The following is a 23,608-nucleotide window of genomic DNA, read 5'->3' on the forward strand; positions in this document are numbered from 1 at the left end:
TTCCAAAGCGGGTCGGCCTTTTTGGACGGCATCAGACGAACAACCCTTTTTCCCGCTCCACCGCCTTGGTGATGAAATTGGCGACGAGCTGGACCCGGCGCAGCGGCCTCACCGATTCGTGATAGACCAACCAGTAGGCGCGGCGGATGGGCGCGACGATGTCTACCGGCACCAGTTCCGGCATCGAGCGGGCGACGAAGGTGTGGAGGATGCCGATGCCGGCGCCCGAGCGCACCGCCTCCGCCTGGCCAAGTGCTGACGAGATGGCGAAGCTGGTGCGCCAGTCCGGGCTGAACTCCGCGGCATAGTCGAGCGAAGGGCTGACGATGAGGTCGGGCACATAGCCGATCAGCGTGTGCCGATCGAGCTCGGCTGCTGTCTTCGGCAGGCCGTTGGCTTCCGCATAGGTGCGGGAGGCGAACAGGCCGAGCGTATAGTCGACCAGCTTTCCCGCCACCAATCGCCCTTCGGTCGGCCGCTCGACGGTAATCGCGATGTCGGCCTCGCGCCGCGACAGGGAGAATGAGCGCGGCACCGGCACCAGCTGGATGGTGAGCTCGCGGTGGAGCGCCGTCAGCTCGCCCAAACGCTTGGCGAGGAAGGCGACACCAAAACCGTCGGGAGCGCCGATGCGCACCGTGCCGGAGACGTCGTCGCCCTCGCCGGCGATGGTCGACCGCGCGGCAATCATGTCGCTCTCCATGCGCTCGGCGATGTCGAGGAAGCGCTCGCCGGCCGGCGTCAGCTCGCTGCCGGTGGTCAGGCGACGGAAGAGTTTCGTCCGCAGCGCTTCCTCGAGCGCCGCGAGCCGTCGCGAGACGGTGGCGTGGTTAAGCTCCAGACGTTTTGCCGCGCCGAGGATCTGGCCGGCGCGCGCCACGGCGAGGAAGATGCGGACATCATCCCAGTTCATGGGGATGGTCCAGGTTAGTCGCCAGCGCTGCGTTCCCGCCCACCTCCCTCTGTCCTGCCGGACATCTCCCCCGCAAGGGGGGAGATCGGATGTCGCGTTCGCTTTCGCCAATCGCCAACGTTGCAGGAAGAGCCCCGGCGATGAAACTGCCGATCTCCCCCCATGCGGGGGAGATGTCCGGCAGGACAGAGGGGGGTGTGAAGGAACTCAATCTTCGATCCTTTCAATGACCGATCATCATCACCTTTTGCGGCAATTAATGCACGTCCGGCTGCCGCTGTCTATTTCGTGCACAACGGTTGCGTTCTTGCTCGCGTTGCCATTGCCGCCGCAAAGGCGGACAATGCCTCATCACCAAAACAGGGAGAGAACCCATGATCGAGTACGGTCATTTCATTGGCGGCAAGCGTGTCGCCGGCACCAGCGGCCGCAAGCAGGACGTCATGCAGCCGATGGACGGCTCGGTGCGCGCTACGGTGGCGCTGGCCTCGGCGCAGGAACTGCGCGCCGCGGTCGAGAACGCCAAGGCCGCGCAGATCAAGTGGGGCGCCACCAACCCGCAGCGCCGCGTGCGCGTGCTGATGAAGTTTCTCGAACTGGTCCAGCGCGACTATGACGAGCTGGCCGACATCCTGGCGCGCGAGCATGGCAAGACCATCGCCGACGCGCGCGGCGACATCCAGCGTGGCCTCGAAGTGGTCGAGGTCTGCATCGGCGCGCCGCATATGATGAAGGGCGAGTTCACCGACGGCGCCGGTCCGGGCATCGACACCTATTCGATGCGCCAGCCGCTCGGCGTCGTCGCCGGCATCACGCCGTTCAACTTCCCGGCGATGATCCCGCTGTGGAAGATCGCGCCGGCGATCGCCTGCGGCAACGCCTTCATCCTGAAGCCTTCGGAGCGCGACCCGGGCGTGCCGATCCGCATCGCCGAGCTGTTCATCGAGGCCGGCCTGCCTGAAGGCGTGCTGAACGTGGTCAACGGCGACAAGGAAGTGGTCGACGCAATCCTCGACGATCCGGACATCAAAGCCGTCGGCTTCGTCGGGTCAACGCCGATTGCGCAGTACATCTATGCGCGCGGCTGCGCGGCGGGAAAACGCGTGCAATGCTTCGGCGGCGCCAAGAACCACATGATCATCATGCCCGACGCCGACATGGACCAGACGGTGGACGCGCTGGTCGGTGCCGGCTACGGCTCGGCCGGCGAGCGCTGCATGGCGATCTCGGTGGCTGTGCCGGTCGGCAACGACACCGCGAACCGGCTGATGGAAAAGCTGGTGCCGCGCGTCGAAAGCCTGAAGGTCGGTCCGTCGACCGACTCCTCGGCCGATTTCGGCCCGCTGGTGACACGCCAAGCCCTGGAACGCGTCAAGGGCTATGTCGACATCGGCGTCAAGGAAGGCGCCAAGCTGGTCGTCGATGGCCGCGGCTTCAAGATGCAGGGCTACGAGAACGGCTACTACATGGGCGGCTGCCTGTTCGACAACGTGACGCCGGAGATGCGCATCTACAAGGAAGAGATCTTCGGGCCGGTGCTGTCGGTGGTGCGCGCGCCGACCTATGAGAACGCCATCAATCTCGCCAACGACCACGAGATGGGCAACGGCGTTGCCATCTTCACCCGCGACGGCGACGCCGCGCGTGACTTTGCTTCCAGGGTCCAGGTCGGCATGGTCGGCGTCAACGTGCCGATCCCGGTGCCGATCGCCTACTACACCTTCGGCGGCTGGAAGGCGTCGTCCTTCGGCGATCTCAACCAGCACGGCCCGGACGCGTTCCGCTTCTACACCAAGACCAAGACGGTCACCTCGCGCTGGCCGTCCGGCATCAAGGACGGCGCCGAGTTCGTCATCCCGACGATGAACTGACCGGACGGTTTTTTGGTTGCGCGTCCTCGCCGCGTTGCGGCTGCGGGCGCGCGGCAGGCATCAAGGACGGCGCCGAATTCGTCATCCCGACGATGAACTGACCGGACGGTTTTTCGGTCGCGCGTCCTTGCCGCGTCGGCTGCGGGCGCGCGGCAGGCATCAAGGACGGCGCCGAGTTCGTCATCCCGACGATGAACTGACCGGACGGTTTTTCGAGAGCCTCGTGAGAAAGCGCGGTTTGCACCCGCGCTTTCTGTTTGGGGCCTTGCAGAGGAGGCCGGTTGTCCTTCACCTCATCGATATTTGGCGTAGCTTGTCGTCTCGCCCGGTCGTCGCTTGCAACTTCAGATGCATGATTTGCGACGAGATACGTCGAGGCTGCATCCACACCTCCTAATGATTCCATCGCCGTGTGATGGAACCAACAGGCCGCCATTCGCCTTAGGCTGTATTCCTGCCATGCGTGCAGGCCAATCAAACAGCGCCGGTGGCAGCCGGGGTTCTCGTCTGGCGCGAGGAGGTGTCGGATGACACGATTTCTTATGGCGACGATGTGCCTTGCGGCGGCAGCGCTGTCGGTCGGCCAGGCCAATGCGGCAGCACAATGCGCACCACGCGCCGACATCATCAAAGCGCTCGGCGACAAGTTCCACGAAAGCGAGGCAGGGCGCGGGCTGATCAATCCGAACGTCGTGCTCGAGATCTTTGTCTCCGACCAAGGCAGTTGGACCGTTCTTGCCTCCGATACCAAGGGGCAGAGCTGCATCCTGTCCGTTGGCGAAGGCTGGGACAGCCCGACGATCACGGCAGCCGTGCCGGGAGCCTAACACTCACTGGCGCCACGGCTCGTTCAGTGAAAGCCGCGCCGGCGCCCGCATCAACGCCCGCTTGTCTACCGGGCGCAGCTTCACCATATCGAATGCAGGGAGTGATAAATCTCCCTGCGACAGACCGGAAACCAGAAGGAGTGACGTGATGGCGACGTCGAGTCCGGCCTGGAGCGTTCCGGCACACTGAGGCGGCCGAATGTGCCTCTTTTGCCGGAATGCCACGGCGAAGGAGGTGCCCATGGCACGCAGATTTTCGTTCCGAGTGGTGAAGGCGGCAGTCGCCGGCGCCGTCATGGCTTTGCCGGCAGTCCCGGTGCAGGCGCAAGTCCTCTGCGGGGGTCATGACGATCTGGTCGCGGGGCTGGCAGAGACGTTCGAAGAGAAGCGGCTGGGCTATGGCCTGGGTGGAGACATCGCCATCTTCGAGGTGTTTGTGTCGGCGAGCGGAACCTGGACCATCCTGATGACCGACGTTAAGGGCCAGAGTTGCATCCTGGCGGCGGGCGAGGGATGGGAGGACACGCTGGCCACCGCGGTCCGGCACCCGGGCGGGTGAACTGCGTAACCGGACAGTTCAGTTAAGCCGGAACCGCTCTGGTCAGCGCGTCGCGGCCGCCTCGGCGTGGTGGCGCAGCAGCGCCATCAATTTCTTGGCGTCCTTGGCGGCGGCTTCCTCGTCGCCGTCGAGGATAGAGCGGATCAGCGCGACGTGGTGCTCGGCCGATTCGGCGAGCCCGGTATCCGCCTTGTAGCGGAACCAGAAGCGCCGGCTGTGCGTCTGCAAGGGCGCCGCCACGCGCGCCGCGAATGGATTGTCGGCGGCGATCGCCAGCGCCTCGTCAAGTAGCTTGTCGGCCTGAATGAAGGAAAGCACGTTGCCGGAGATCACTGCCTTCTGCATGGCGAGGGCTGCCTCGTGAAACAGGTCGGCCGCCTCGCGGGTGACGTAGCGGGCGGCCGAGCGGGCAAGCACCACCTCGATGCCGCGCCTGGCATCGATGACGCGCAGCCAGTCGCCGGGGTGGAGCGGCGCCACCGCGATGCCGGCGCGTGGTCTGACGTCGAGCAAGCCCTCCCAGGCCAGCCTTTGGATCGCTTCGCGCACCGGGGTACGGCCGAAGCCGAGCCGCTCGATCAGTGCACCTTCGGTGACGAAGCTTGAAGGCGCCAGTTCGAGGGTGACGATCATGTGCTCCAGCACACGATAGGCCCTGGTCGCAACCGGCTCGAAGGCCGCGCTCGTTTCGTTGGATATCAATGCGGATATCAATGGGCAGCTCCTGATATATTTTTCATATATCATAGCGAATTCAGCATTGACAGACCGCGTCTTAATAAATATACCGCTGATATATCAGACGGAGAGATAGCCATGTGGGCCGGAGTTTTCCCTGCAGTCACGACCAAGTTCACCACCGACGACCTCCTCGATCATGCCGAGATGGAGCGTTGTTTTTCCCTGCAGATGGAGGCCGGCTGCGACGGCATCATCGTCTGCGGTTCGCTCGGCGAAGGGCCAATGCTGTCGCATGACGAGAAGATCGAAGTGCTGAAGACGGCGCAGAAGGTCGCCGGGACAAAGCCGGTGCTTCTGACCGTCAACGAACCCGGCACCCGCGAGGCGGCAAGCATCGCACGCCGCGCAGCCAAGGAAGGCGCCAACGGCCTGATGGTGGTGCCGAGCCCGATCTACCACACTAATGCCGAAGAGACGGTCGCCGCACTTCGCGCCGTCGCGGAGGCCGGCGACCTGCCTGTCATGATCTACTCCAACCGGCTCGCCTATCGCGTCGACGTCACTGTCGACCTGATGGAGGAGTTGGCGTCCGACAAGCGCTTCGTCGCAATCAAGGAATCGTCGGACGACATCCGCCGCTCGACCGAGATCATCAATCGCCTCGGCGACCGCTACGACCTCTTCACCGGCGTCGACAACCTCGCCTTCGAGGCGCTGTCGGTCGGCGCCATCGGCTGGGTGGCGGGCCTTGTCACGGCCTTCCCGCGTGAGACCGTCGCCATCTACCAGTTGATGAGAAAAGGTCGCCGCGAGGAAGCGCTGAAGATTTACCGCTGGTTCAGGCCACTGCTCGACCTCGATGTCTCGACCTACCTGGTCCAAAACATCAAGCTTGCCGAAGTGCTGGCGATCGGTACCAATGACCGCGTTCGCATGCCGCGCCAGCCGCTGTCGGGCGAGCGCCGGAAGGCGGTGGAAAAGATTGTCAGGGAGACGCTGGCCGCGCGGCCGGAACTGCCGGCGTTCTGATGGCTTTCTGCTCCCGTTCACGCGGAGCAGATGGCGGCAGACAGACGAGGGACAGCGCCAGCGTGCAAGGAAATGCCAAGCCGACCGAAGAGGGGCGCCGCCCTTCATCCGCCCGTCGGGCGCCTTCTCCCCGTGACCGGGGAGAAGGGGAAGATATCGCCATCATCGGCGGCGGCATCATCGGCATTTGCGCCGCCACCTTGCTCGCGGAGGCGGGACGCAGCGTCACCATTTTCGATCGGACGGGCATTTGCGAGGAGACGAGCTCCGGCAACGCTGCCGCCTTCGCCTTCTCCGACGTGCTGCCGCTGGCGCATAAGGGGATGATCAGGCAGTTGCCGAAATGGCTTGCCGATCCGCTGGGGCCTCTTGCCATCCCGCCGGCCTATCTGCCTAAGCTTCTTCCCTGGCTGTTCCGCTTCTGGCGCGCGGGCGCCGCCCGGCACTTCGAGGCGAGCCTTGCGGCGCAGGCCGGCATGATGAAGCTCGCCGAAGCCGAATGGATGGGTTTGCTCGACCGCTCCGGCATGCGGCCGATGCTGCGTGAGGACGGCTCGCTCGAACTCTACGAAAGCGAGGCCGAGTTCCGCGCCTCGCTGTCCGGCTGGAGGGCGCGCGAACGTTTCGGCATAGGCTTCCGCCATGTCGAGGGTGAGGGGATGGCGGCGCTGCAGCCGGGTCTTTCGCCGCGCTTCGTCAAGGGCACCTTCGTGCCGGGCTGGAAGACAGTCGCCGATCCGAAACTGCTCGGCAAGGCGATCTGGGCATATGCGGAGGGGCTCGGCGCCCGCTTTGAGCACGCGCGCATCGAGCGTATCGGGACCGGAACAAACGGCGTCACGCTTATGCTTGCGGACGGCACAGCCCGAAAGGCGAAGCAGCTCGTGATCGCCGCCGGCGCCTGGTCGCATCTGCTGGCTAAAGATCTCGGCGACCGCATCCCGCTGGAGACCGAGCGCGGCTACAACACCACGCTGCCGGTGTCGGCCTTCGACGTGAAGCGGCAGCTGATCTTTTCCGGGCACGGCTTCGTCATCACGCCGCTGGAAACCGGCTTGCGCGTCGGCGGCGCCGTCGAGCTCGGAGGCATCGAACGAGCGCCTAATTTCGCGCGCTCGAAGGCGATGCTGGAAAAAGCCAAGCGTTTCCTGCCCGGGCTCGATCCGTCGGGCGGCCGCGAGTGGATGGGCTTTCGGCCATCGCTGCCGGATTCGCTGCCGGTTATCGGCCGGGCGCGGGCGCCGAACATCGTCTACGCTTTCGGCCACGGCCATCTCGGCCTGACCCAGGCGGCAGCGACCGGCCGCTTGATCCGAGATCTCCTTCTCGGGCAGGCGCCGCCGCTCGATCTCACTCCTTTCCGCCCGCAACGGTTCTGACAATTCGCCAGAATTCTGATATTTCAGGGAGCCATCATGGCCAAGACATCCTTCTTCTGCATCGACGGCCACACCTGCGGCAATCCGGTGAGGCTGGTTGCCGGCGGCGGCCCACTGCTGGAAGGCGCGACGATGATGGAACGGCGGGCGCATTTCCTCGCCGAATATGACTGGATCCGGACCGGGCTGATGTTCGAGCCGCGCGGTCATGACGTGATGTCCGGCTCGATCCTCTATCCGCCGACGCGCGAGGACTGCGATATCGCGATCCTCTTCATCGAAACCTCGGGCTGCCTGCCGATGTGCGGCCACGGCACCATCGGCACCGTGACGATGGCGATCGAGCATGGGCTGGTGAGGCCGAAGACGCCGGGCGTGCTCAGGCTCGACACGCCGGCCGGCCTTGTCGTCGCCGAATACAAGCAGATCGGCGAATATGTCGAGGAGGTGCGGATCACCAACGTGCCGTCCTTCCTCTACGCCCAAGGGCTGTCGGTGGAGTGCCCGGTGCTTGGCGAGATCAGCGTCGACGTCGCTTATGGCGGCAATTTCTATGCCATCGTCGAGCCGCAGGAGAACTACCGCGACATGGCCGACCATTCGGCCGCCGACCTTATCGCCTGGAGCCCGCTTGTGCGCCAGCGCCTCAACGAGAAATACTCGTTCATTCATCCGGAAAATCCGGGCATCAACCGGCTGTCGCACATGCTGTGGACCGGCAAGCCGAGAGATGCCGAGGCCGATGCCCGCAATGCCGTATTCTATGGCGACAAGGCGATCGACCGCTCGCCTTGCGGCACCGGCACCTCGGCGCGCATGGCGCAGCTCCACGCCAAGGGCGGGCTCAAGGTTGGCGACAGTTTTGTCCATGAGTCGATCATCGGCTCGCTGTTCAAGGGCAGGGTCGAAAAGGAGGTCAGCGTTGCCGGCAAACCAGCCATCATCCCCTCGATCGGCGGCTGGGCGCGTATGACCGGACTGAACACCATCTTCATCGACGACCGCGATCCGTTCGCGCACGGGTTCATCGTCACCTGATCGCTCCCGGTCGGCGCGTCAGGCCGCCTCGTCGTTCGTCGAAACCTGACTACCGAACCAATCCGGCAAAGGTGATTTCGGCCGCCGTTCGCCTCGCCGTCACATGACCGTCATACCGAGCAGAATTCCTTGCTTGGCGGAATGCGCGGGACGGCAAAATCGAGCGCTGCCGCTGACGCAAGGAATCTTCTCATCAATTTATTTTGACGACGATTTCTTCGAAACGACGCGCATGATACGGCTGAATCATCAAAGACATTGCGTTGTGCCAATGATAGGGTCCGCGATAGTCCAGGGGCCGGGTGCGAAAAAGCGGGCAATCGGGCAGCGTGCTTCCAAACCACGCGCGGCGATTGAAAAATCACGTTGCAATCCGGGCTTGAAACTTTACGACTAGGGGCAATACGAAAAGGAATGCGTCCTCGAAGGCGACATTCCAGGGGAGCCGCTTAAATATGCAGTATTTCGTCCAGCAGCTTATCAACGGGCTGACGCTGGGATCTATCTATGGGCTGATCGCGATCGGCTACACGATGGTCTACGGCATCATCGGCATGATCAATTTCGCCCATGGCGATATCTTCATGGTGGGCGCCTTCACGGCCCTCATCGTCTTCCTGATCCTCGGCGCGATGTTCTATTCGGTGCCGGTGGTGGTGGCGCTCCTGATCATGATGATCGTGGGCATGCTGCTCACCAGCCTCTACAACTGGACGATCGAGAAGGTGGCCTACAGGCCGCTGCGCGGATCGTTCCGGCTGGCGCCGCTGATCACCGCCATCGGCATGTCGATCGCCCTGTCCAACTTCGTGCAGGTCACGCAAGGGCCGCGCAACAAGCCGATCCCGCCGCTGGTCAGCCAGGTCTATACGATCGACGGCATCAGCGTCTCGCTCAAGCAGATCATCATCGTGCTGGTCACCGCCGTGCTGCTGGCGATCTTCTGGTATCTCGTCAACAGGACGGCATTGGGGCGGGCGCAGCGCGCCTGCGAGCAGGACCGCAAGATGGCGGCGCTGCTTGGGGTCGACGTCGACCGCACAATCTCCATCACCTTCATCATGGGCGCAGCGCTTGCTGCGGTCGCCGGGACGCTTTTCTTGATGTATTATGGCGTGGTGGTCTTCTCAGACGGTTTCGTGCCGGGCGTGAAGGCCTTCACGGCGGCGGTGCTTGGCGGCATCGGCTCGCTGCCGGGCGCAGTGCTCGGCGGGCTTTTGATCGGCTTCATCGAGAGCATGTGGTCGGCCTATTTCTCGATCGACTACAAGGACGTCGCGGCCTTCTCGATCCTGGCGATCGTGCTCATCTTCCTGCCCTCCGGCATCCTGGGCCGGCCTGAAGTCGAAAAGGTCTGATCCTCATGGCCGTTACCGTTTCTCCGGAGCGCGACGTCGTCGCTACTCCCATCCAGCGCGCGTTCCGCGAAGCGCTCTACGCCGGCGCCATCGCGCTCGGCCTGTTCGTGCTGTTCATCGGTCTCAGGACCGATCAGAACATCAACAACGAGCTGATCCTGGTGCAGCGCTGGGGCCTGCTCGCCCTGGTGGTCCTCGCCGTTGTCGTCGGGCGCTTCCTCTATGTTGCCTATGCGGTTCCGGCGCTCGAACGATCAAGGGCTGAAAGGGCCAAGGCGCCTGCGATCGCTGTGGAGCCCGGCTTCGTACGGCGAAATTTCAACAAGATCGGCGCCACGGTGCTGATCCTCTATCCAGTGGCGATGGTGCTTCTGTTCGGCTTCCAGGGCTCGCTGAAATGGGTCGACAATTTCGGCATCCAGATCCTGATCTATGTGATGCTGGCCTGGGGCCTCAACATCGTCATCGGGCTAGCCGGCCTGCTCGACCTCGGCTATGTCGCCTTTTACGCCGTCGGCGCCTATGCCTATGCGCTGCTCGGCACGCATTTTGGCCTGTCGTTCTGGATCCTGCTGCCTGCCGCCGGCGCCATGGCCGCCTTCTGGGGCGTCATGCTCGGCTTCCCGGTGTTGCGGCTGCGCGGCGACTACCTTGCGATCGTCACGCTCGCCTTCGGCGAGATCATCCGTCTGGTGCTGATCAACTGGCGTGAGGTGACCAATGGCTCGGCCGGCATTTCCGGCATCCCGAAGGTCTCCTTCTTCGGGCTCATGTCGTTCAACGTCTCGGACCCGAACTACATCGCCAAGGTGCTGGGGATCGCCCAGTCGGGCGCCTACTACAAGATCTTCCTCTATTATCTCATCCTGGCGCTCTGCTTCCTCACCGCCTTCGTCACCATCAGGCTGCGCCGCCTGCCGGTGGGCCGCGCCTGGGAAGCGCTGCGCGAGGACGAGATCGCCTGCCGCTCGCTCGGCATCAACACCACCACCACCAAGCTGACGGCGTTCGCCACCGGCGCCATGTTCGGCGGCTTCGCCGGCTCGTTCTTCGCCGCGCGCCAGGGCTTCGTCAGCCCGGAATCCTTCGTCTTCCTTGAATCGGCGATCATCCTGGCCATCGTCGTGCTCGGCGGCATGGGCTCGTTGGGCGGTATCGCGGTGGCGGCGCTGGTGATGATCGGCGGCACCGAGATCCTGCGCGAGCTGGGCTTCCTCAAGGTGGTGTTCGGTCCGGACTTCACGCCGGAGCTCTACCGCATGCTATTGTTCGGCGTTGCGATGGTGATCGTCATGCTGTGGAAGCCGCGCGGCTTCGTCGGCAGTCGAGAACCAACAGCCTTCCTCAAGGAGCGAAAAGCGGTCTCAGGCTCCTTCACCAAGGAGGGCCACGGCTGATGAACGCGCAAGTTTCCATGAACGACTTCATCCTGCAGGTCGAGCATCTGTCGATGAAGTTCGGCGGCCTGATCGCGATCGGCGACCTGTCGTTCCAGGCCAAGCGCGGCGAGATCACCGCGCTGATCGGGCCGAACGGTGCCGGCAAGACGACGGTGTTCAATTGCATCACCGGCTTCTACAAACCTTCGGAAGGCATGATCACGCTCAGCCGGCGCGACGGCTCGAACTATCTGCTCGAGCGCCTGCCCAATCACGAGATCCCGGCGCGCGCCAAAGTGGCGCGCACCTTCCAGAACATCCGCCTGTTCTCGGGCATGACGCTGCTGGAGAACCTCCTGGTCGCCCAGCACAACAAGCTGATGAAGGCCTCGGGCTATACCTTCCTCGGCCTGTTCGGCTTCTCCAGCTACCGGCAGGCCTCGGCTGAATCGATCGATCTCGCCAAGCACTGGCTGGAAAAGGCCAATCTCGTCGACCGCGCCGACGATCCGGCCGGCGACCTGCCCTATGGCGCGCAACGGCGGCTGGAGATCGCGCGCGCCATGTGCACCGGACCTGAGCTTTTGTGCCTCGACGAGCCGGCCGCCGGTCTCAATCCGAAGGAGTCGGCCTCGCTCAATGAACTGTTGATGGACATCAAGGACAACACCGGCACGTCGATCCTGCTCATCGAGCACGACATGTCGGTGGTCATGCAGATCTCCGATCACGTCGTGGTGCTGGAATACGGCCGCAAGATCTCCGATGGCAGCCCGCAGTCGGTCCGGACCGATCCGCGCGTGATTGCCGCTTATCTCGGCGTCGACGACGAGGAAGTGGAAGAGGTGCTGACCGAAGTCGGCGACGAGGATGTCATCGAGCAGCTCGATACCGGGCCTGATGCGGCTCACGGGCCGGGCAGTTCCGCCTCGATGATGGCGGGGCCGGTTTCCGATACTGTCGAACACGCGGACGAGGGCGAACGGGTCATGGTATCAAGAGGCGCCTCGAAAGCGGCTCAGGTCGATGCCAAGGCCAAAGCGCCAAGAAAGTCGTCCGAGCGGGCCACGGGCAAGCCGGCCGCGAAATCCTCGACAGCCAAGCCGCGCGGAGGGCGTAAGTAATGGCCGGCACAACGCTGCTCGATATCAAGGGCGTGCAGACCTATTACGGCAACATCCGCGCGCTGAACGGTGTCGACGTCACCGTCAACCAAGGTGAGATCGTGGCGCTGATCGGCGCCAACGGCGCCGGCAAGTCGACGTTGATGATGACGATCTTCGGCGCGCCGCGTGCGCGCAGCGGCTCCATCACCTTTGCCGGCAACGACATCACGCAGTTGCCGACGCACGAGATCGCGCGGATGCGCATCGCCCAGTCGCCTGAGGGACGCCGCATCTTTCCGCGCATGACGGTGATGGAAAACCTGCAGATGGGCGCCAGCCTCGACTACCTAAAACATTTTGACGAGGATGCCGAGAAAGTGTTTGCGCTGTTCCCGCGGCTGAAGGAGCGCATCGGCCAGCGCGGCGGCACGCTCTCGGGCGGCGAGCAGCAGATGCTGTCGATAGGCCGTGCGCTGATGGCCCGGCCGAAGCTGCTTCTGCTCGACGAGCCGTCGCTGGGATTGGCGCCGCTGATCGTCAAGCAGATCTTCGATGCAATCCGCGAATTGAACCGGACCCAAGGGCTGACCGTGTTCCTGGTCGAGCAGAACGCTTTCGGCGCGCTGAAGCTCGCCAATCGCGGCTACGTCATGGTCAACGGCAATGTGACGATGAGCGGCACCGGCAAGGAGCTGCTCGCCAATCCGGAAGTGCGCGCCGCCTATCTCGAAGGCGGCCACCACTAAGTTCAGGAGACTTCATCATGCAGGGCATTCTCTACGAGGAAGCCTCGATCTGGCAGTTCCTGTTCGTCACCTGCCTGCTCGGCGGATGGGCGGCGTGGATGACCGGCAAGGCGAGCGCGCAGACCTGGCGCAGCTTCTTTCAGCTGTTCCTCTATATGCTCGGACTCGGCATCGGCATAAGGTTCATCCACCACGCGCTGTTCGACGGCACGATGTTTTCGCTGCACTACTATATCGTCGACACCATCGTGCTGATGATACTGGGCTTCCTTGGGTATCAATACACGCGCACGAACCAGATGGTCACTCAGTATAATTGGCTCTACGAAAGAGCCTCCTTATTGAGCTGGAAACCAAAGGGTTGACGTTCATGATCAACGCCGTTCCGGGGAATGAATTTGGCGTGACAAGTGCCTGAAAATCGGCATTCTATGCTTTCTGCGATAAGGGTGGGCATCGCATGAAAGTATCATCCACGCCCACTCCGTAAATGGGAGCGTTTCAATGAAAAAATCACTCTTGTCCGCCGTGGCGCTGACCGCGTTCATCGCGTTCAGCGGCAGCGCGTGGGCCGACATTCTGATCGGCGTCGCCGGTCCGATCACCGGTCCGAACGCGGCCTTCGGCGCGCAGCTGCAGAAGGGCGCCGAACAGGCGGTCGCCGACATCAACGCGGCCGGCGGAGTCCTCGGCCAGCAACTTAAGCTGAGCGTGGGTGACGACGTGTCGGATCCGAAGCAGGGCATCTCGGTCGCCAACAAGTTTGTCGCCGACGGCATCAAGTTCGTCGATGGCCACTTCAATTCGGGCGTCTCAATTCCTGCGTCGGAGGTCTATGCCGAGAATGGCATCCTCGAAATCACGCCGGCCGCGACCAATCCCAAGTTCACCGAACGCGGCATGTGGAATACGTTCCGCACCTGCGGACGCGACGACCAGCAGGGCAAGGTTGCCGGCGACTATGTCGCCAAGAACTTCAAGGACGCCAAGATCGCGCTCATCCATGACAAGACCCCTTATGGCCAGGGCCTTGCCGACGAAACCAAGAAGGCGCTCAACGCCAATGGCGTCAACGAAGCCATGTATGAAGGCATCAATGTCGGCGACAAGGACTTCTCGGCGCTCATCGCCAAGATGAAGGAAGCCGGTATCTCCGTCGTCTACTATGGCGGCCTGCATACGGAGGCCGGCCTCATCATCCGCCAGCTCGCCGACCAGGGCCTCAAGGCCCAGTTCATGTCGGGCGACGGCATCGTGTCGAACGAGCTCGCCTCGATCGCCGGCGACGCCGTCCAAGGCACGCTGATGACGTTCGCGCCGGATCCGCGCAAGAACCCGAACGCCAAGGAGCTCGTGGAGAAGTTCCGCGCTGCCGGTTTCGAACCGGAGGCCTACACGCTCTACTCCTACGCCGCGATCCAGATCATCGCTGCGGCCATCACGAAGACCGGCTCCGCCGACGATGCGCAGAAAGTCGCCGAGACGATCAAGTCGGGCGGCCCCTGGAAGACCGCCATCGGCGACATTGGTTATGACTCCAAGGGCGACATCACCCGCCCGGACTATGTCATGTACACCTGGAAGAAGGGCGAAGACGGCAAGTACTCCTACTTCGAGCAATAAGCCGGCAAAGAAGAGCCGACTTTCCGAGATGCCCGGCGCTGAGCGCCGGGCATTTTTTGTTGGCCGCGCATCCAGCCTGCCTTCGTGTCCCTCGCCGAGTTCGTCGGCGTTGTCGTCCAGGCGCTCGGAGGCCGTCGCGAAGGTTTGGCGCAAACAAACGATTTAAATCGATTGAAGTGTCGCGCTATTTTGTTTGCGCTGCAGCATTTTCACGCTAATCATTGCGCCGGTTCACCTCACCTTCCGCTACTGGAGCCCAGTCCTTGGCAATCACGAAGATCCTCGTCGCCAACCGGTCCGAAATCGCCATCCGCGTCTTTCGCGCGGCCAACGAACTAGGCCTCAAAACCGTGGCGATCTGGGCGGAAGAGGACAAATATTCGCTGCACCGCTTCAAGGCCGACGAAAGCTACCAGGTCGGGCGCGGTCCGCATCTCACCAAGGACATGGGTCCGATCGAAAGCTATCTGTCGATCGACGAGGTGATCCGCGTCGCGCGCCTCTCGGGTGCCGATGCGATCCACCCCGGCTACGGCCTGTTGTCGGAAAGCCCCGAATTCGCCGAGGCCTGCGCTGCCGCTGGCATCACCTTCATCGGGCCGAAGCCCGAGACGATGCGCCGGCTCGGCAACAAGGTGGCGGCGCGCAACCTGGCGATCGAGGTCGGCGTGCCGGTCGTGCCCGCCACCGATCCGCTGCCCGACGATATGGACGAGGTGAAAAAGCTCGCCGCGGAAATAGGCTATCCGGTGATGCTCAAGGCCTCGTGGGGTGGCGGCGGCCGCGGCATGCGCGCCATCCGCGCTGAAGCCGACCTCGCGCGCGAAGTCATGGAAGGCAAGCGCGAGGCGAAGGCCGCCTTCGGCAAGGACGAGGTCTATCTCGAAAAGCTGATCGAGCGCGCCCGCCATGTCGAGGTGCAGGTGCTGGGCGACACGCAGCGCAATGCCGTGCATCTGTTCGAGCGCGACTGTTCGATCCAGCGCCGCAACCAGAAGGTCGTCGAACGTGCGCCGGCTCCCTACCTCAGCGAGAAACTGCGCGAGGAACTCTGCGGCTACGCGCTGAAGATCGCGCGCGAGACCAGCTATATCGGCGCCGGCACCGTCGAGTTCCTGCAGGACGCCGACACCGGCAAGTTCTATTTCATCGAGGTCAACCCGCGCATCCAGGTCGAGCATACGGTCACCGAGATGGTGACCGGCATCGATATCGTAAAGGCGCAAATCCACATCCTCGACGGCTTCGCCATCGGCACGCCGGAATCCGGCGTGCCGGCGCAGAAGGACATCAAGCTCAACGGCCACGCCCTGCAGTGCCGCATCACCACCGAGGACCCGGAACACAATTTCATCCCCGATTACGGGCGCATCACCGCATATCGCGGCGCCACCGGCTTCGGCATCCGCCTCGACGGCGGCACCGCCTATTCGGGCGCGGTCATAACCCGGTTCTACGATCCGCTGCTCGAAAAGGTGACGGCCTGGGCGCCGACGCCGGCCGAGACGATCGCGCGCATGAACCGGGCATTGCGCGAGTTCCGCATCCGCGGCGTCGCCACCAATCTCACCTTCCTCGAAGCGATCATCAACCACCCGAGCTTCGCCGACAATTCCTACACCACCAAGTTCATCGACACGACGCCGGAGCTGTTCGAGCAGGTCAAGCGGCAGGACCGCGCCACCAAGCTGCTCAACTATCTCGCCGACGTCAGTGTCAACGGCCACCCCGAGACGCGCGGACGGCCAATGCCGAAGGCGGATGCGGCGGCGCCTGTGGTGCCCTATCTCAACGGCAAGGTGCCGGACGGCAGCAAGCAGCGGCTCGACGCGCTTGGGCCTCAGAAGTTCGCGGCATGGATGCGCGAGCAAGCCCAGGTGCTCGTTACCGACACGACGATGCGCGACGGACACCAGTCGCTGCTCGCCACCCGCATGCGCACCTACGACATCGCCGGCATCGCCGGCACCTATGCGCGGGCGCTGCCGCAACTGCTCTCACTGGAATGCTGGGGCGGCGCCACCTTCGACGTCGCCATGCGCTTCCTCACCGAGGATCCGTGGGAGCGTCTGAGCAGAGTGCGCGAGGCAGCCCCCAATCTTCTGCTGCAGATGCTTCTGCGCGGCGCCAACGGCGTCGGCTACACCAACTATCCCGACAATGTCGTGCAGCATTTCGTCAAACAGGCAGCCGCCGGCGGCGTCGACCTGTTCCGCGTCTTCGACTGCTTGAACTGGGTCGAGAACATGCGCGTCGCGATGGACGCGGTGGGTGCCGAGGGCAAGCTGATCGAAGCGGCGATGTGCTACACCGGCGACATACTCGATCCGGCGCGCGCCAAATACGACCTGAAATATTATGTCGGGCTGGCGAAGGAACTGGAAGCGGCCGGCGCGCATATCATCGCCGTCAAGGACATGGCGGGCCTGTTGAAGCCCTCGGCGGCGCGCGTGCTGTTCAAGGCCCTGCGCGAAGAGACCGACCTGCCGATCCATTTCCACACGCATGACACCTCCGGCCTGTCGGCGGCGACGGTGCTGGCGGCGGTCGAGACCGGCGTCGACGCCATCGACGCGGCGATGGATTCGTTCTCCGGCAACACCTCGCAGCCTTGCCTCGGCTCGATCGTCGAGGCGCTCAAGGGCACCGAGCGCGACCCCGGCCTCGACCCGCAGTGGATCCGCCACGTCTCGTTCTATTGGGAAGCGGTGCGCAACCAATACGCCGCTTTTGAAAGCGACCTCAAGGGACCGGCCTCGGAAGTCTATCTGCACGAGATGCCGGGCGGCCAGTTCACCAATCTCAAGGAACAGGCGCGCTCGCTTGGGCTCGAAACGCGCTGGCACGAGGTGGCGCAGGCCTATCACGACGTCAACCTGATGTTCGGCGATATCGTCAAGGTGACGCCGTCGTCGAAAGTGGTCGGCGACATGGCGCTGATGATGGTGAGCCAGGACCTCACGGTCACCGATGTCGAGAACCCGGCGAAGGACATCGCCTTCCCGGACTCGGTCGTCTCGATGCTGCGCGGCGATCTCGGCCAGTCGCCGGGCGGTTGGCCGCAAGCGCTGCAGAAGAAGGCGCTGAAGGGCGAAAAGCCGATCACCGTCCGGCCGGGCTCGCTGCTCAAGCCGGCGAACCTCAAGGCCAGCCGCAAGGAGATCGAGGAGAAGCTCGAGCGCAAGCTCACCGAGTTCGAATTCGCCTCCTGGCTGATGTATCCGAAAGTCTTCACCGACTTCGCCGCCGCTCAGGAGACCTATGGCCCGGTCAGCGTGCTGCCGACGCCGACCTATTTCTACGGCATGAAGTCGGAAGACGAGATCTTCGTCGACATCGAGAAGGGCAAGACCCTGGTGATACGCTGCCAGGCGTTCGGCGACGTCGACGAAAAAGGCATGGTCACCGTCTTCTTCGAGCTCAACGGCCAGCCGCGTCGCGTGAAGGTGCCGGACCGCGCGCATGGCGCTTCGGCCGCCAAGGCGCGGCGCAAGGCCGAGCCGGGCAACGAGGCGCATGTCGGGGCGCCGATGCCGGGCGTGGTGTCGGCTCTTGCCGTGGCGCCAGGCCAGGCGGTCAAGGCGGGCGACGTGCTGCTCTCGATCGAGGCGATGAAGATGGAGACCGCGTTGCACGCCGAGCGCGACGGCGTAGTGGCAGAGGTGCTGGTCAAGGCCGGCGACCAGATCGATGCGAAGGATTTGCTCATCGCCTTTGGCTGAATGTGCTGATGTTCAGGTGAGGCCGGCCTGCAAACGCCGGCTTCCTGGGGTTCCGGCCTTCGCCGCCGAAGCACTCACCAGGCACGTCGCAGTTAAGGCTACGGCCAGCTTAGGCCCGTGCCCACGTACTTCAAGCATGCTCGGCTCCGGTTCTCGGAACAACCGTTCTCGCCGCTTCGCGCCCGTCTTCGACTCCGGCTCGGCCTGACCAGAATCTCAGCACAGCCTGGGGTGCTCCAACCCTTCATGCCGCATCGATAATGTCTTGACCCGCCGCGCCTGCTCGGGCATCGAACCCGCTCCAATTTTGCCGGGCGGGAATCGCCGTGGCGCAAAAAAACGCGGAGAGAAAAAATGGCCGACGAGATCACCGAGACCAGCCAGACTGTAGCCGCCGGCCAGCTGCGCGCCATCATCGAGCGCATCGAGCGGCTCGAGGAAGAAAAGAAGACGATTTCCGACGACATCAAGGACGTCTATGGCGAGGCCAAGGGCACCGGCTTCGACACCAAGGCGATCCGCACCATCGTCCGGCTGCGCAAGAAGGATCAGGCCGAGCGCCAGGAGGAGGAGTCGATCCTCGATCTGTACAAGGCCGCGCTCGGCATGGTCTAAGGCTCGCGGCTAGAGCAGTTCAGCGTTTTGATGGAATCGCTGAACTGCTCCAACCATTTGCTTTTGCGCAATTCCGGACGGAAACCGTTACACTTCCTGGAATTGCCTCTAGGGACGGCCATGAGTGAGTTCGACTTCGGCGGCCATCGCGCTTCGGAGTTCCGGCATCGCGGGTTCTGGGCGCTGTTCGCCGAACGGCACCCGGAAGAAAGGGCGCGGCTGGCGCGACGCGGGCCATGGTTCTGGCAGCGCGGAATGCCGGAGTTCGCCCTGGTGCTGTCCATGTATGTCGCGCCAAGCGAGAACGTGGTCGGCGTCTTCTTCGGCCGCAACGAGAAGCTCGGCGCGACGGAGGTCTGGACGCGGCTGATGCCATTCCAACCGGCGATCGAGGCGCGGCTGAAGCTCAGGCCGGAGCAGAGCGCGCAGAATCTCGGCATAAATTCGCAGTGGCGGGTCAACTGCTTTGCCGAGGACAATTGGCCGGCCATGGCCGACTGGCTGGCGACGGAATGCTCGCGCTTCGAGCAAGCCGTCACCCAAGTGCTGAGGCAGGAGTAGAGCACAGATGGTTGCCGGCTTCTTCCGCTCGCGCTGGCAAGGCATTGTGCCGCTCGACCGGCTGTTCTGGCGCGACATGCTGCTCGCCGGCACGGCGATCAACATCGCTTCGTCCGGGCTGGCGCTTGTCCTGCTTGGGCTGAAGCTGCCGCTCTGGCTGGTGCTCACGGTGCATTTCCTTCCCGCCCCCTACAACATCTTTCTCGCCCTTGCCGTCTGGCGGACGGCGGAAACGGCCGGCGGGTTCAAGGCGCAGTTGATGATGCTGGGCTCGGCGCTCTGGCTGATCGCGACGGTCGTCGTCTGAATCGAAAAAGGGCGGCCGAAGCCGCCCTTACAAAGCTACGACGAACTGCCTGTCAGGCCGCCGGCTCGAAGCGCAGCGCCACGCCGTTGATGCAATAGCGCAGGCCGGTCGGCGGCGGACCGTCCTCGAAGACATGACCGAGATGGCTGCCGCAACGCGAGCAGTGGCACTCGGTGCGGACCATGCCGTAGCTGCGGTCGACGGTGGTCTCGATCGAGCCCGGGACCGGATCGTTGAAGCTCGGCCAGCCGGTTCCGCTCTCGAACTTCAGCTTGGATTCGAACAGCGGCTGGTCGCAGCCGACGCAGAAGAAAGTGCCGGCGCGCTTCTCGTAGAGCAGGGCGCAGCTGCCGGGACGCTCGGTGCCGTGGTTGCGCATGACGGCATACTGCTCCGGCGTCAGCCGGGCGCGCCACTCGGCATCGGTGCGGGTGACGGGATAGGCGTGGGTGTCCATGAAATCTCCTCGGCCTTGGCGGCTCGTTGTTGGTTGGCATGTCATGTTCGCACGAAGATAGGTGTTTGTTACACCACTGACCAGCGCTTGGACTGACAACGCAATCGCCGCTGGTTTCCGCGAATGACTGTCACGCTCAATGCTTCCTCGATAGCTGCTTCGTTGCCGCTTCGAGCCCGGCAAGCGTCAGCGGGAACATGCGGCCGCCGAAGATGTCGCTGATCATCGCGATGGAATGGGTGTAGCGCCAGTTCTTCTCAGCCTCAGGGTTCAACCAGACCGCGTTCGGCCACTGCTGCAGCAGCCGACCGAGCCAGACGCCGCCGGCCTCCGGGTTCCAGTGCTCGACCGAGCCGCCGGGATGCGCAATTTCGTAAGGGCTCATCGAGGCGTCGCCGACCACGATCACCTTATAGTCCGGCCCATATTTGTGGATAAGGTCGAAGGTGGGGATCGTCTCGGCCAGGCGGCGGCGATTGTCCTTCCAGACGCGCTCGTAAAGACAATTGTGGAAGTAGTAATACTCGAGCTGGCGGAATTCGGCGCGCGCGGCGGAGAACAGCTCCTCGACGGTTTTGACGTGACCATCCATCGAGCCGCCGACGTCGAAGAACATCAGGAGCTTCACCGCGTTGCGCCGCTCCGGCCGGGTTCTCACGTCCAGATAGCCGTGCTCGGCGGTGGCGTGGATGGTGCCGGGCAGGTCGAACTCTTCCTCGGCGCCCTCGCGCACCCAGCGCCGCAGCCGCTTCAGCGCCACCTTGATGTTGCGGGTGCCGAGCTCGATCGCGTCGTCGAAGTTCTTGAACTCGCGCTTGTCCCAGACTTTCACTGCGCGACGGTGGCGGCTTTCGTGCTGGCCGATGCGCACGCCTTCCGGATTGTAGCCATAGGCGCCGAAGGGCGAGGTGCCGCCGGTGCCGATCCATTTCGAGCCGCCCTGGTGCCGGCCCTTCTGCTCCTCCAGGCGCTGCTTTAGCGTCTCCATCAGCTTGTCAAAGCCGCCCAGCGCCTCGACCAGCTTCTTCTCCTCGTCGCTCAGGTGCTTTTCGACGAGCCGGCGCAGCCATTCCTCGGGGATGTTGGCGACGTCGACAGCGTCCGGACCGGCGAGCGCTTCGACGCCCTTGAAGACATGCGCGAACACCTGATCGAAACGGTCGATATGGCGCTCGTCCTTCACCAGGGCCGAGCGCGCGAGGTAGTAAAAACCCTCGACGTCGTAGTCGACCAGCCCAGCTTCCAGGCCTTCCAGCAGCGACAGATACTCCCGGAGCGAAACGGGAACCCGCGCGGCTTTCAGTTCAAGGAAGAAGGGGATGAACATCGCCAGACGGCTATCTCTGCCCCTCGATCTTTTCACGCGCGGCACTCGCAATGAAGGCAGAGCGCGTCAGGCCCCGGCGGCTGGCTTCAGTATCGATCGCCGCAAGCAGACCAGCGTCCAACGACAGGTTTGCCCGGACTGACCGACCGGAGTCGATCAGCAGCGGGATCATGACGGCAGACTCGCCTGCGGCGCTATCGATCTCACCTGATCGTAACAAGTCCGCCACCGTTCGTGCTTCGGGTAACGAGACGTGCTTTGCCAACCGAGTTTCGGCCCATTCGCGTATCGCCGATGTTGCATCGGCAATCGCCTCCTCGGGGCTGGCGCCGCCGCCATGGCAGCCCGGGAGGTCGGGGACCCGGATTCCCCAGACATTATCTGCGCCGTCCAGAACTCCGATATAATGCGTCATGCGATCAGGCCTCAAATCCATCCGGCGAGCTTGGCGATCGAGCGTGCAACGCCCGGAGATTGCTCGCGGTGCCGCGGCACGATGATGGTCACATCCGGTTTTCCCGGGGTGCTCGTATTTGTCGTGCTTCCCGCCTCCGACGCTCGACCAGCCGTCGCGCAAAAGCCGCGCTATGATCTTGCGCGTGTTAGTCTCAATCAGCGGCACGGCGGCTTTCCGATGCGCAATATATTGCGCAGCTGGACCGGTTTCAACCGTTTCACAACAGATCGTACTCGATGAAGCCCGTGCGCCGCGCCACATGGTCGTACAGCCGGCGCGCGATAGCGTTGGTCTCGTGCGTCATCCAGTAGACGTTCTTCACGCCGATCTTGCCGGCCTCGTCCTGCACCGCTTTGATCAACGCCGCGCCGATGCCCTTGCCGCGCACTTCGGGGTCGGCGAACAGATCCTGCAGATAGCAGGTGTTGACCTCGGACCAGCAGGAGCGGTGGTAGAGATAGTGGGTCAGGCCGACGGCCTTGCCCTCAAGCGTGGCGATAAAGCCTTTCGGCTCGAACTCGCCAGGCGTGAACAGGCGCTTCCAGGTGACGTCGTAGACCTCTTCCGGCAGCTTGGTCTCGTAGAAGGTGAGGTAGGCGGTCCATAGCCGGCGCCAGTCGGAGCGGTCGGACTGGGTAAGCGGGCGGACGGTGATCTCGGACATGTTTTTCTCCAACGTTTTGGTCGGAAGCTGCGGCAACCGCCGCCTGTCGGCAACGGTCCACAGACGGACAAAGCGCTATTGCTGCCAAGCCTATTGCTGGCGCCTGGCCATGAAGGCCAAGCGTTCGAAGAGGTGCACGTCCTGCTCGTTCTTGAGCAGCGCCCCATGCAGCTTCGGCAACATATTCTTCGGATCGGCGCGCAGATCCTCCGGCGCGATGTCGTCGGCGACCAGCAGTCGGATCCAGTCGAGCGCTTCGGAGGTGGATGGTTTCTTCTTCAGCCCGGGCACGTCGCGGATCTCGTAGAACTGGGTAAGCGCGGCCCGCACGAGATTCTGCTTGATGCCGGGATAATGCACGTCGACGATCCGGTGCAGCGTCTCGATATCGGGGAAGCGGATGTAGTGGAAAAAGCAGCGGCGCAGAAAGGCGTCCGGCAGCTCCTTCTCGTTGTTGGAGGTGATGATGACGATCGGCCGAAATTCGGCGCGGATGGTCTCGCCGGTCTCGTAGACGAAGAACTCCATCCGGTCGAGTTCCTGCAGAAGATCGTTGGGGAATTCGATGTCGGCCTTGTCGATCTCGTCGATCAGGAGAACGACCTTTTTCGGTGCCGCGAAGGCGTCCCACAGCTTGCCGCGTTTGATGTAGTTCTTGATGTCGCTGAACCGGTCGTCGCCGAGCTGGCTGTCGCGCAGCCGCGAGACGGCGTCATACTCGTAGAGGCCCTGTTGCGCCTTGGTGGTCGATTTGACATTCCATTCGATGAAATCGAGGCCGAGCGCCGCCGCCACTTGACGGGCGAGTTCGGTCTTGCCGGTGCCCGGCTCGCCCTTGACCAGCAACGGTCGCTCCAGAGCGATCGCGGCGTTGACCGCCACCATCAAATCCTTGTCGGCGACGTAAGCCGCGGTGCCTTCGAAACGCATTTCTTCTCCTGATCGTTGGGCCGCGACCCTAAGGACGCTGGCCAGGCTGTGCAAGGCAT

The 23,608-nt window shown here is 63.4% G+C and carries 23 protein-coding genes and 1 pseudogene; 16 read left to right on the forward strand and 8 right to left on the reverse strand.

What is annotated here, in order from left to right:
- Nucleotides 1–31: 31 nt before the first annotated feature.
- Nucleotides 32–913 (reverse strand): LysR family transcriptional regulator, encoded by an 882-nt coding sequence (locus CK218_RS09615; protein WP_095827518.1) that lies wholly within the window; start codon nt 911–913, stop codon nt 32–34.
- A gap of 374 nt (nt 914–1,287) precedes the next feature.
- On the opposite strand from CK218_RS09615, the gene CK218_RS09625 reads away from it, so the two are divergent.
- Entirely contained in the window at nt 1,288–2,784 is a 1,497-nt protein-coding gene (locus CK218_RS09625) for a CoA-acylating methylmalonate-semialdehyde dehydrogenase (protein ID WP_067319526.1), read from the forward strand.
- Here the strand turns inward: CK218_RS09625 and CK218_RS30010 are convergent.
- A complete protein-coding gene (locus tag CK218_RS30010) occupies nt 2,765–3,172 on the reverse strand; it encodes a hypothetical protein (RefSeq protein ID WP_143749613.1) in 408 nt (135 codons plus the stop codon). The genes CK218_RS09625 and CK218_RS30010 overlap by 20 nt on opposite strands.
- Nucleotides 3,173–3,311: 139 nt before the next feature.
- Here CK218_RS30010 and CK218_RS09630 point away from each other — a divergent pair, with 139 nt between their 5' ends.
- Nucleotides 3,312–3,611, forward strand: coding sequence for a hypothetical protein (locus tag CK218_RS09630; RefSeq protein WP_067001648.1), 300 nt, complete (start codon nt 3,312–3,314; stop codon nt 3,609–3,611).
- A 241-nt stretch (nt 3,612–3,852) separates the two neighbouring features.
- A complete protein-coding gene (locus CK218_RS09640; protein ID WP_095827519.1) occupies nt 3,853–4,170 on the forward strand; it encodes a hypothetical protein in 318 nt (105 codons plus the stop codon).
- Between the two features lie 42 nt (nt 4,171–4,212).
- Here the strand turns inward: CK218_RS09640 and CK218_RS09645 are convergent, their stop codons facing one another.
- The gene (locus tag CK218_RS09645) at nt 4,213–4,917 is read right to left on the reverse strand and encodes a GntR family transcriptional regulator (protein WP_179294459.1); all 705 of its coding nucleotides are present in this window, start codon (nt 4,915–4,917) and stop codon (nt 4,213–4,215) included.
- A 69-nt stretch (nt 4,918–4,986) separates the two neighbouring features.
- On the opposite strand from CK218_RS09645, the gene CK218_RS09650 reads away from it, so the two are divergent.
- From CK218_RS09650 to CK218_RS09710, 13 genes and pseudogenes are all read left to right on the forward strand, one after another.
- Nucleotides 4,987–5,880, forward strand: a complete 894-nt coding sequence (locus tag CK218_RS09650; RefSeq protein WP_095827521.1) for a dihydrodipicolinate synthase family protein — start codon at nt 4,987–4,989, stop codon at nt 5,878–5,880.
- Between the two features lie 62 nt (nt 5,881–5,942).
- On the forward strand, nt 5,943–7,259 hold the full coding sequence (locus CK218_RS09655; protein WP_245434956.1) for an FAD-dependent oxidoreductase: 1,317 nt from the start codon (nt 5,943–5,945) through the stop codon (nt 7,257–7,259).
- A gap of 36 nt (nt 7,260–7,295) precedes the next feature.
- Nucleotides 7,296–8,297: a 4-hydroxyproline epimerase gene (locus tag CK218_RS09660; protein WP_095827523.1), complete on the forward strand. Its 1,002-nt coding sequence runs from the start codon at nt 7,296–7,298 to the stop codon at nt 8,295–8,297.
- Nucleotides 8,298–8,752: 455 nt separating this feature from the next.
- Nucleotides 8,753–9,655, forward strand: coding sequence for a branched-chain amino acid ABC transporter permease LivH (locus tag CK218_RS09665; protein WP_067001669.1), 903 nt, complete (start codon nt 8,753–8,755; stop codon nt 9,653–9,655).
- A gap of 5 nt (nt 9,656–9,660) precedes the next feature.
- Nucleotides 9,661–11,052, forward strand: a complete 1,392-nt coding sequence (gene livM, locus CK218_RS09670; RefSeq protein WP_067001672.1) for a high-affinity branched-chain amino acid ABC transporter permease LivM — start codon at nt 9,661–9,663, stop codon at nt 11,050–11,052.
- Nucleotides 11,052–12,134, forward strand: a pseudogene (locus CK218_RS09675) (ABC transporter ATP-binding protein); the annotation flags it as partial. The gene livM and the pseudogene CK218_RS09675, both read left to right, overlap by 1 nt.
- Nucleotides 12,135–12,157: 23 nt before the next feature.
- Nucleotides 12,158–12,886 (forward strand): ABC transporter ATP-binding protein, encoded by a 729-nt coding sequence (locus tag CK218_RS09680; protein ID WP_095827525.1) that lies wholly within the window; start codon nt 12,158–12,160, stop codon nt 12,884–12,886.
- A 17-nt stretch (nt 12,887–12,903) separates the two neighbouring features.
- Complete coding sequence (locus CK218_RS09685; protein WP_067001681.1) at nt 12,904–13,251, forward strand: DUF6867 family protein; 348 nt, start codon at nt 12,904–12,906, stop codon at nt 13,249–13,251.
- A 139-nt stretch (nt 13,252–13,390) separates the two neighbouring features.
- Nucleotides 13,391–14,509 carry a branched-chain amino acid ABC transporter substrate-binding protein gene (locus CK218_RS09690; protein ID WP_067001684.1) on the forward strand — a complete coding sequence of 373 codons (1,119 nt, stop codon included), beginning with the start codon at nt 13,391–13,393 and terminating at the stop codon, nt 14,507–14,509.
- Nucleotides 14,510–14,772: 263 nt separating this feature from the next.
- Nucleotides 14,773–18,231 carry a pyruvate carboxylase gene (gene pyc / locus CK218_RS09695; RefSeq protein ID WP_095827526.1) on the forward strand — a complete coding sequence of 1,153 codons (3,459 nt, stop codon included), beginning with the start codon at nt 14,773–14,775 and terminating at the stop codon, nt 18,229–18,231.
- 354 nt (nt 18,232–18,585) lie between these two features.
- Nucleotides 18,586–18,846 (forward strand): DUF2312 domain-containing protein, encoded by a 261-nt coding sequence (locus tag CK218_RS09700; protein WP_067001689.1) that lies wholly within the window; start codon nt 18,586–18,588, stop codon nt 18,844–18,846.
- Between the two features lie 120 nt (nt 18,847–18,966).
- On the forward strand, nt 18,967–19,407 hold the full coding sequence (locus tag CK218_RS09705; protein ID WP_067001692.1) for a hypothetical protein: 441 nt from the start codon (nt 18,967–18,969) through the stop codon (nt 19,405–19,407).
- A 7-nt stretch (nt 19,408–19,414) separates the two neighbouring features.
- On the forward strand, nt 19,415–19,714 hold the full coding sequence (locus tag CK218_RS09710; RefSeq protein WP_082980670.1) for a hypothetical protein: 300 nt from the start codon (nt 19,415–19,417) through the stop codon (nt 19,712–19,714).
- 52 nt (nt 19,715–19,766) lie between these two features.
- On the opposite strand, the gene msrB is transcribed toward CK218_RS09710, so the two are convergent.
- From msrB to CK218_RS09735, 5 genes are all read right to left on the reverse strand, one after another.
- Nucleotides 19,767–20,171, reverse strand: a complete 405-nt coding sequence (gene msrB, locus CK218_RS09715) for a peptide-methionine (R)-S-oxide reductase MsrB (protein WP_095809928.1) — start codon at nt 20,169–20,171, stop codon at nt 19,767–19,769.
- A gap of 136 nt (nt 20,172–20,307) precedes the next feature.
- On the reverse strand, nt 20,308–21,498 hold the full coding sequence (locus tag CK218_RS09720) for a VWA domain-containing protein (protein ID WP_095782592.1): 1,191 nt from the start codon (nt 21,496–21,498) through the stop codon (nt 20,308–20,310).
- A gap of 10 nt (nt 21,499–21,508) precedes the next feature.
- On the reverse strand, nt 21,509–22,120 hold the full coding sequence (locus CK218_RS09725; RefSeq protein ID WP_245299748.1) for a type II toxin-antitoxin system HicB family antitoxin: 612 nt from the start codon (nt 22,118–22,120) through the stop codon (nt 21,509–21,511).
- 52 nt (nt 22,121–22,172) lie between these two features.
- A complete protein-coding gene (locus CK218_RS09730; RefSeq protein ID WP_095827582.1) occupies nt 22,173–22,619 on the reverse strand; it encodes a GNAT family N-acetyltransferase in 447 nt (148 codons plus the stop codon).
- 90 nt (nt 22,620–22,709) lie between these two features.
- Nucleotides 22,710–23,549: a MoxR family ATPase gene (locus CK218_RS09735; protein WP_095827527.1), complete on the reverse strand. Its 840-nt coding sequence runs from the start codon at nt 23,547–23,549 to the stop codon at nt 22,710–22,712.
- Nucleotides 23,550–23,608: the final 59 nt, after the last annotated feature.

The sequence above is a fragment of the Mesorhizobium sp. WSM3879 genome (assembly GCF_002294915.1).
Classification (GTDB): Bacteria; Pseudomonadota; Alphaproteobacteria; order Rhizobiales; family Rhizobiaceae; genus Mesorhizobium.

Coding starts and splice junctions, on each gene's coding strand:
- CK218_RS09615 (WP_095827518.1), bottom strand. CDS start 913: ATGAACTGGGATGATGTCCGCATCTTCCTCGCCGTGGCGCGCGCCGGC.
- CK218_RS09625 (WP_067319526.1), top strand. CDS start 1,288: ATGATCGAGTACGGTCATTTCATTGGCGGCAAGCGTGTCGCCGGCACC.
- CK218_RS09630 (WP_067001648.1), top strand. CDS start 3,312: ATGACACGATTTCTTATGGCGACGATGTGCCTTGCGGCGGCAGCGCTG.
- CK218_RS09640 (WP_095827519.1), top strand. CDS start 3,853: ATGGCACGCAGATTTTCGTTCCGAGTGGTGAAGGCGGCAGTCGCCGGC.
- CK218_RS09645 (WP_179294459.1), bottom strand. CDS start 4,917: ATGATATATGAAAAATATATCAGGAGCTGCCCATTGATATCCGCATTG.
- CK218_RS09650 (WP_095827521.1), top strand. CDS start 4,987: ATGTGGGCCGGAGTTTTCCCTGCAGTCACGACCAAGTTCACCACCGAC.
- CK218_RS09660 (WP_095827523.1), top strand. CDS start 7,296: ATGGCCAAGACATCCTTCTTCTGCATCGACGGCCACACCTGCGGCAAT.
- CK218_RS09665 (WP_067001669.1), top strand. CDS start 8,753: ATGCAGTATTTCGTCCAGCAGCTTATCAACGGGCTGACGCTGGGATCT.
- livM (WP_067001672.1), top strand. CDS start 9,661: ATGGCCGTTACCGTTTCTCCGGAGCGCGACGTCGTCGCTACTCCCATC.
- CK218_RS09680 (WP_095827525.1), top strand. CDS start 12,158: ATGGCCGGCACAACGCTGCTCGATATCAAGGGCGTGCAGACCTATTAC.
- CK218_RS09685 (WP_067001681.1), top strand. CDS start 12,904: ATGCAGGGCATTCTCTACGAGGAAGCCTCGATCTGGCAGTTCCTGTTC.
- CK218_RS09690 (WP_067001684.1), top strand. CDS start 13,391: ATGAAAAAATCACTCTTGTCCGCCGTGGCGCTGACCGCGTTCATCGCG.
- CK218_RS09700 (WP_067001689.1), top strand. CDS start 18,586: ATGGCCGACGAGATCACCGAGACCAGCCAGACTGTAGCCGCCGGCCAG.
- CK218_RS09705 (WP_067001692.1), top strand. CDS start 18,967: ATGAGTGAGTTCGACTTCGGCGGCCATCGCGCTTCGGAGTTCCGGCAT.
- CK218_RS09710 (WP_082980670.1), top strand. CDS start 19,415: ATGGTTGCCGGCTTCTTCCGCTCGCGCTGGCAAGGCATTGTGCCGCTC.
- msrB (WP_095809928.1), bottom strand. CDS start 20,171: ATGGACACCCACGCCTATCCCGTCACCCGCACCGATGCCGAGTGGCGC.
- CK218_RS09720 (WP_095782592.1), bottom strand. CDS start 21,498: ATGTTCATCCCCTTCTTCCTTGAACTGAAAGCCGCGCGGGTTCCCGTT.
- CK218_RS09730 (WP_095827582.1), bottom strand. CDS start 22,619: ATGTCCGAGATCACCGTCCGCCCGCTTACCCAGTCCGACCGCTCCGAC.
- CK218_RS09735 (WP_095827527.1), bottom strand. CDS start 23,549: ATGCGTTTCGAAGGCACCGCGGCTTACGTCGCCGACAAGGATTTGATG.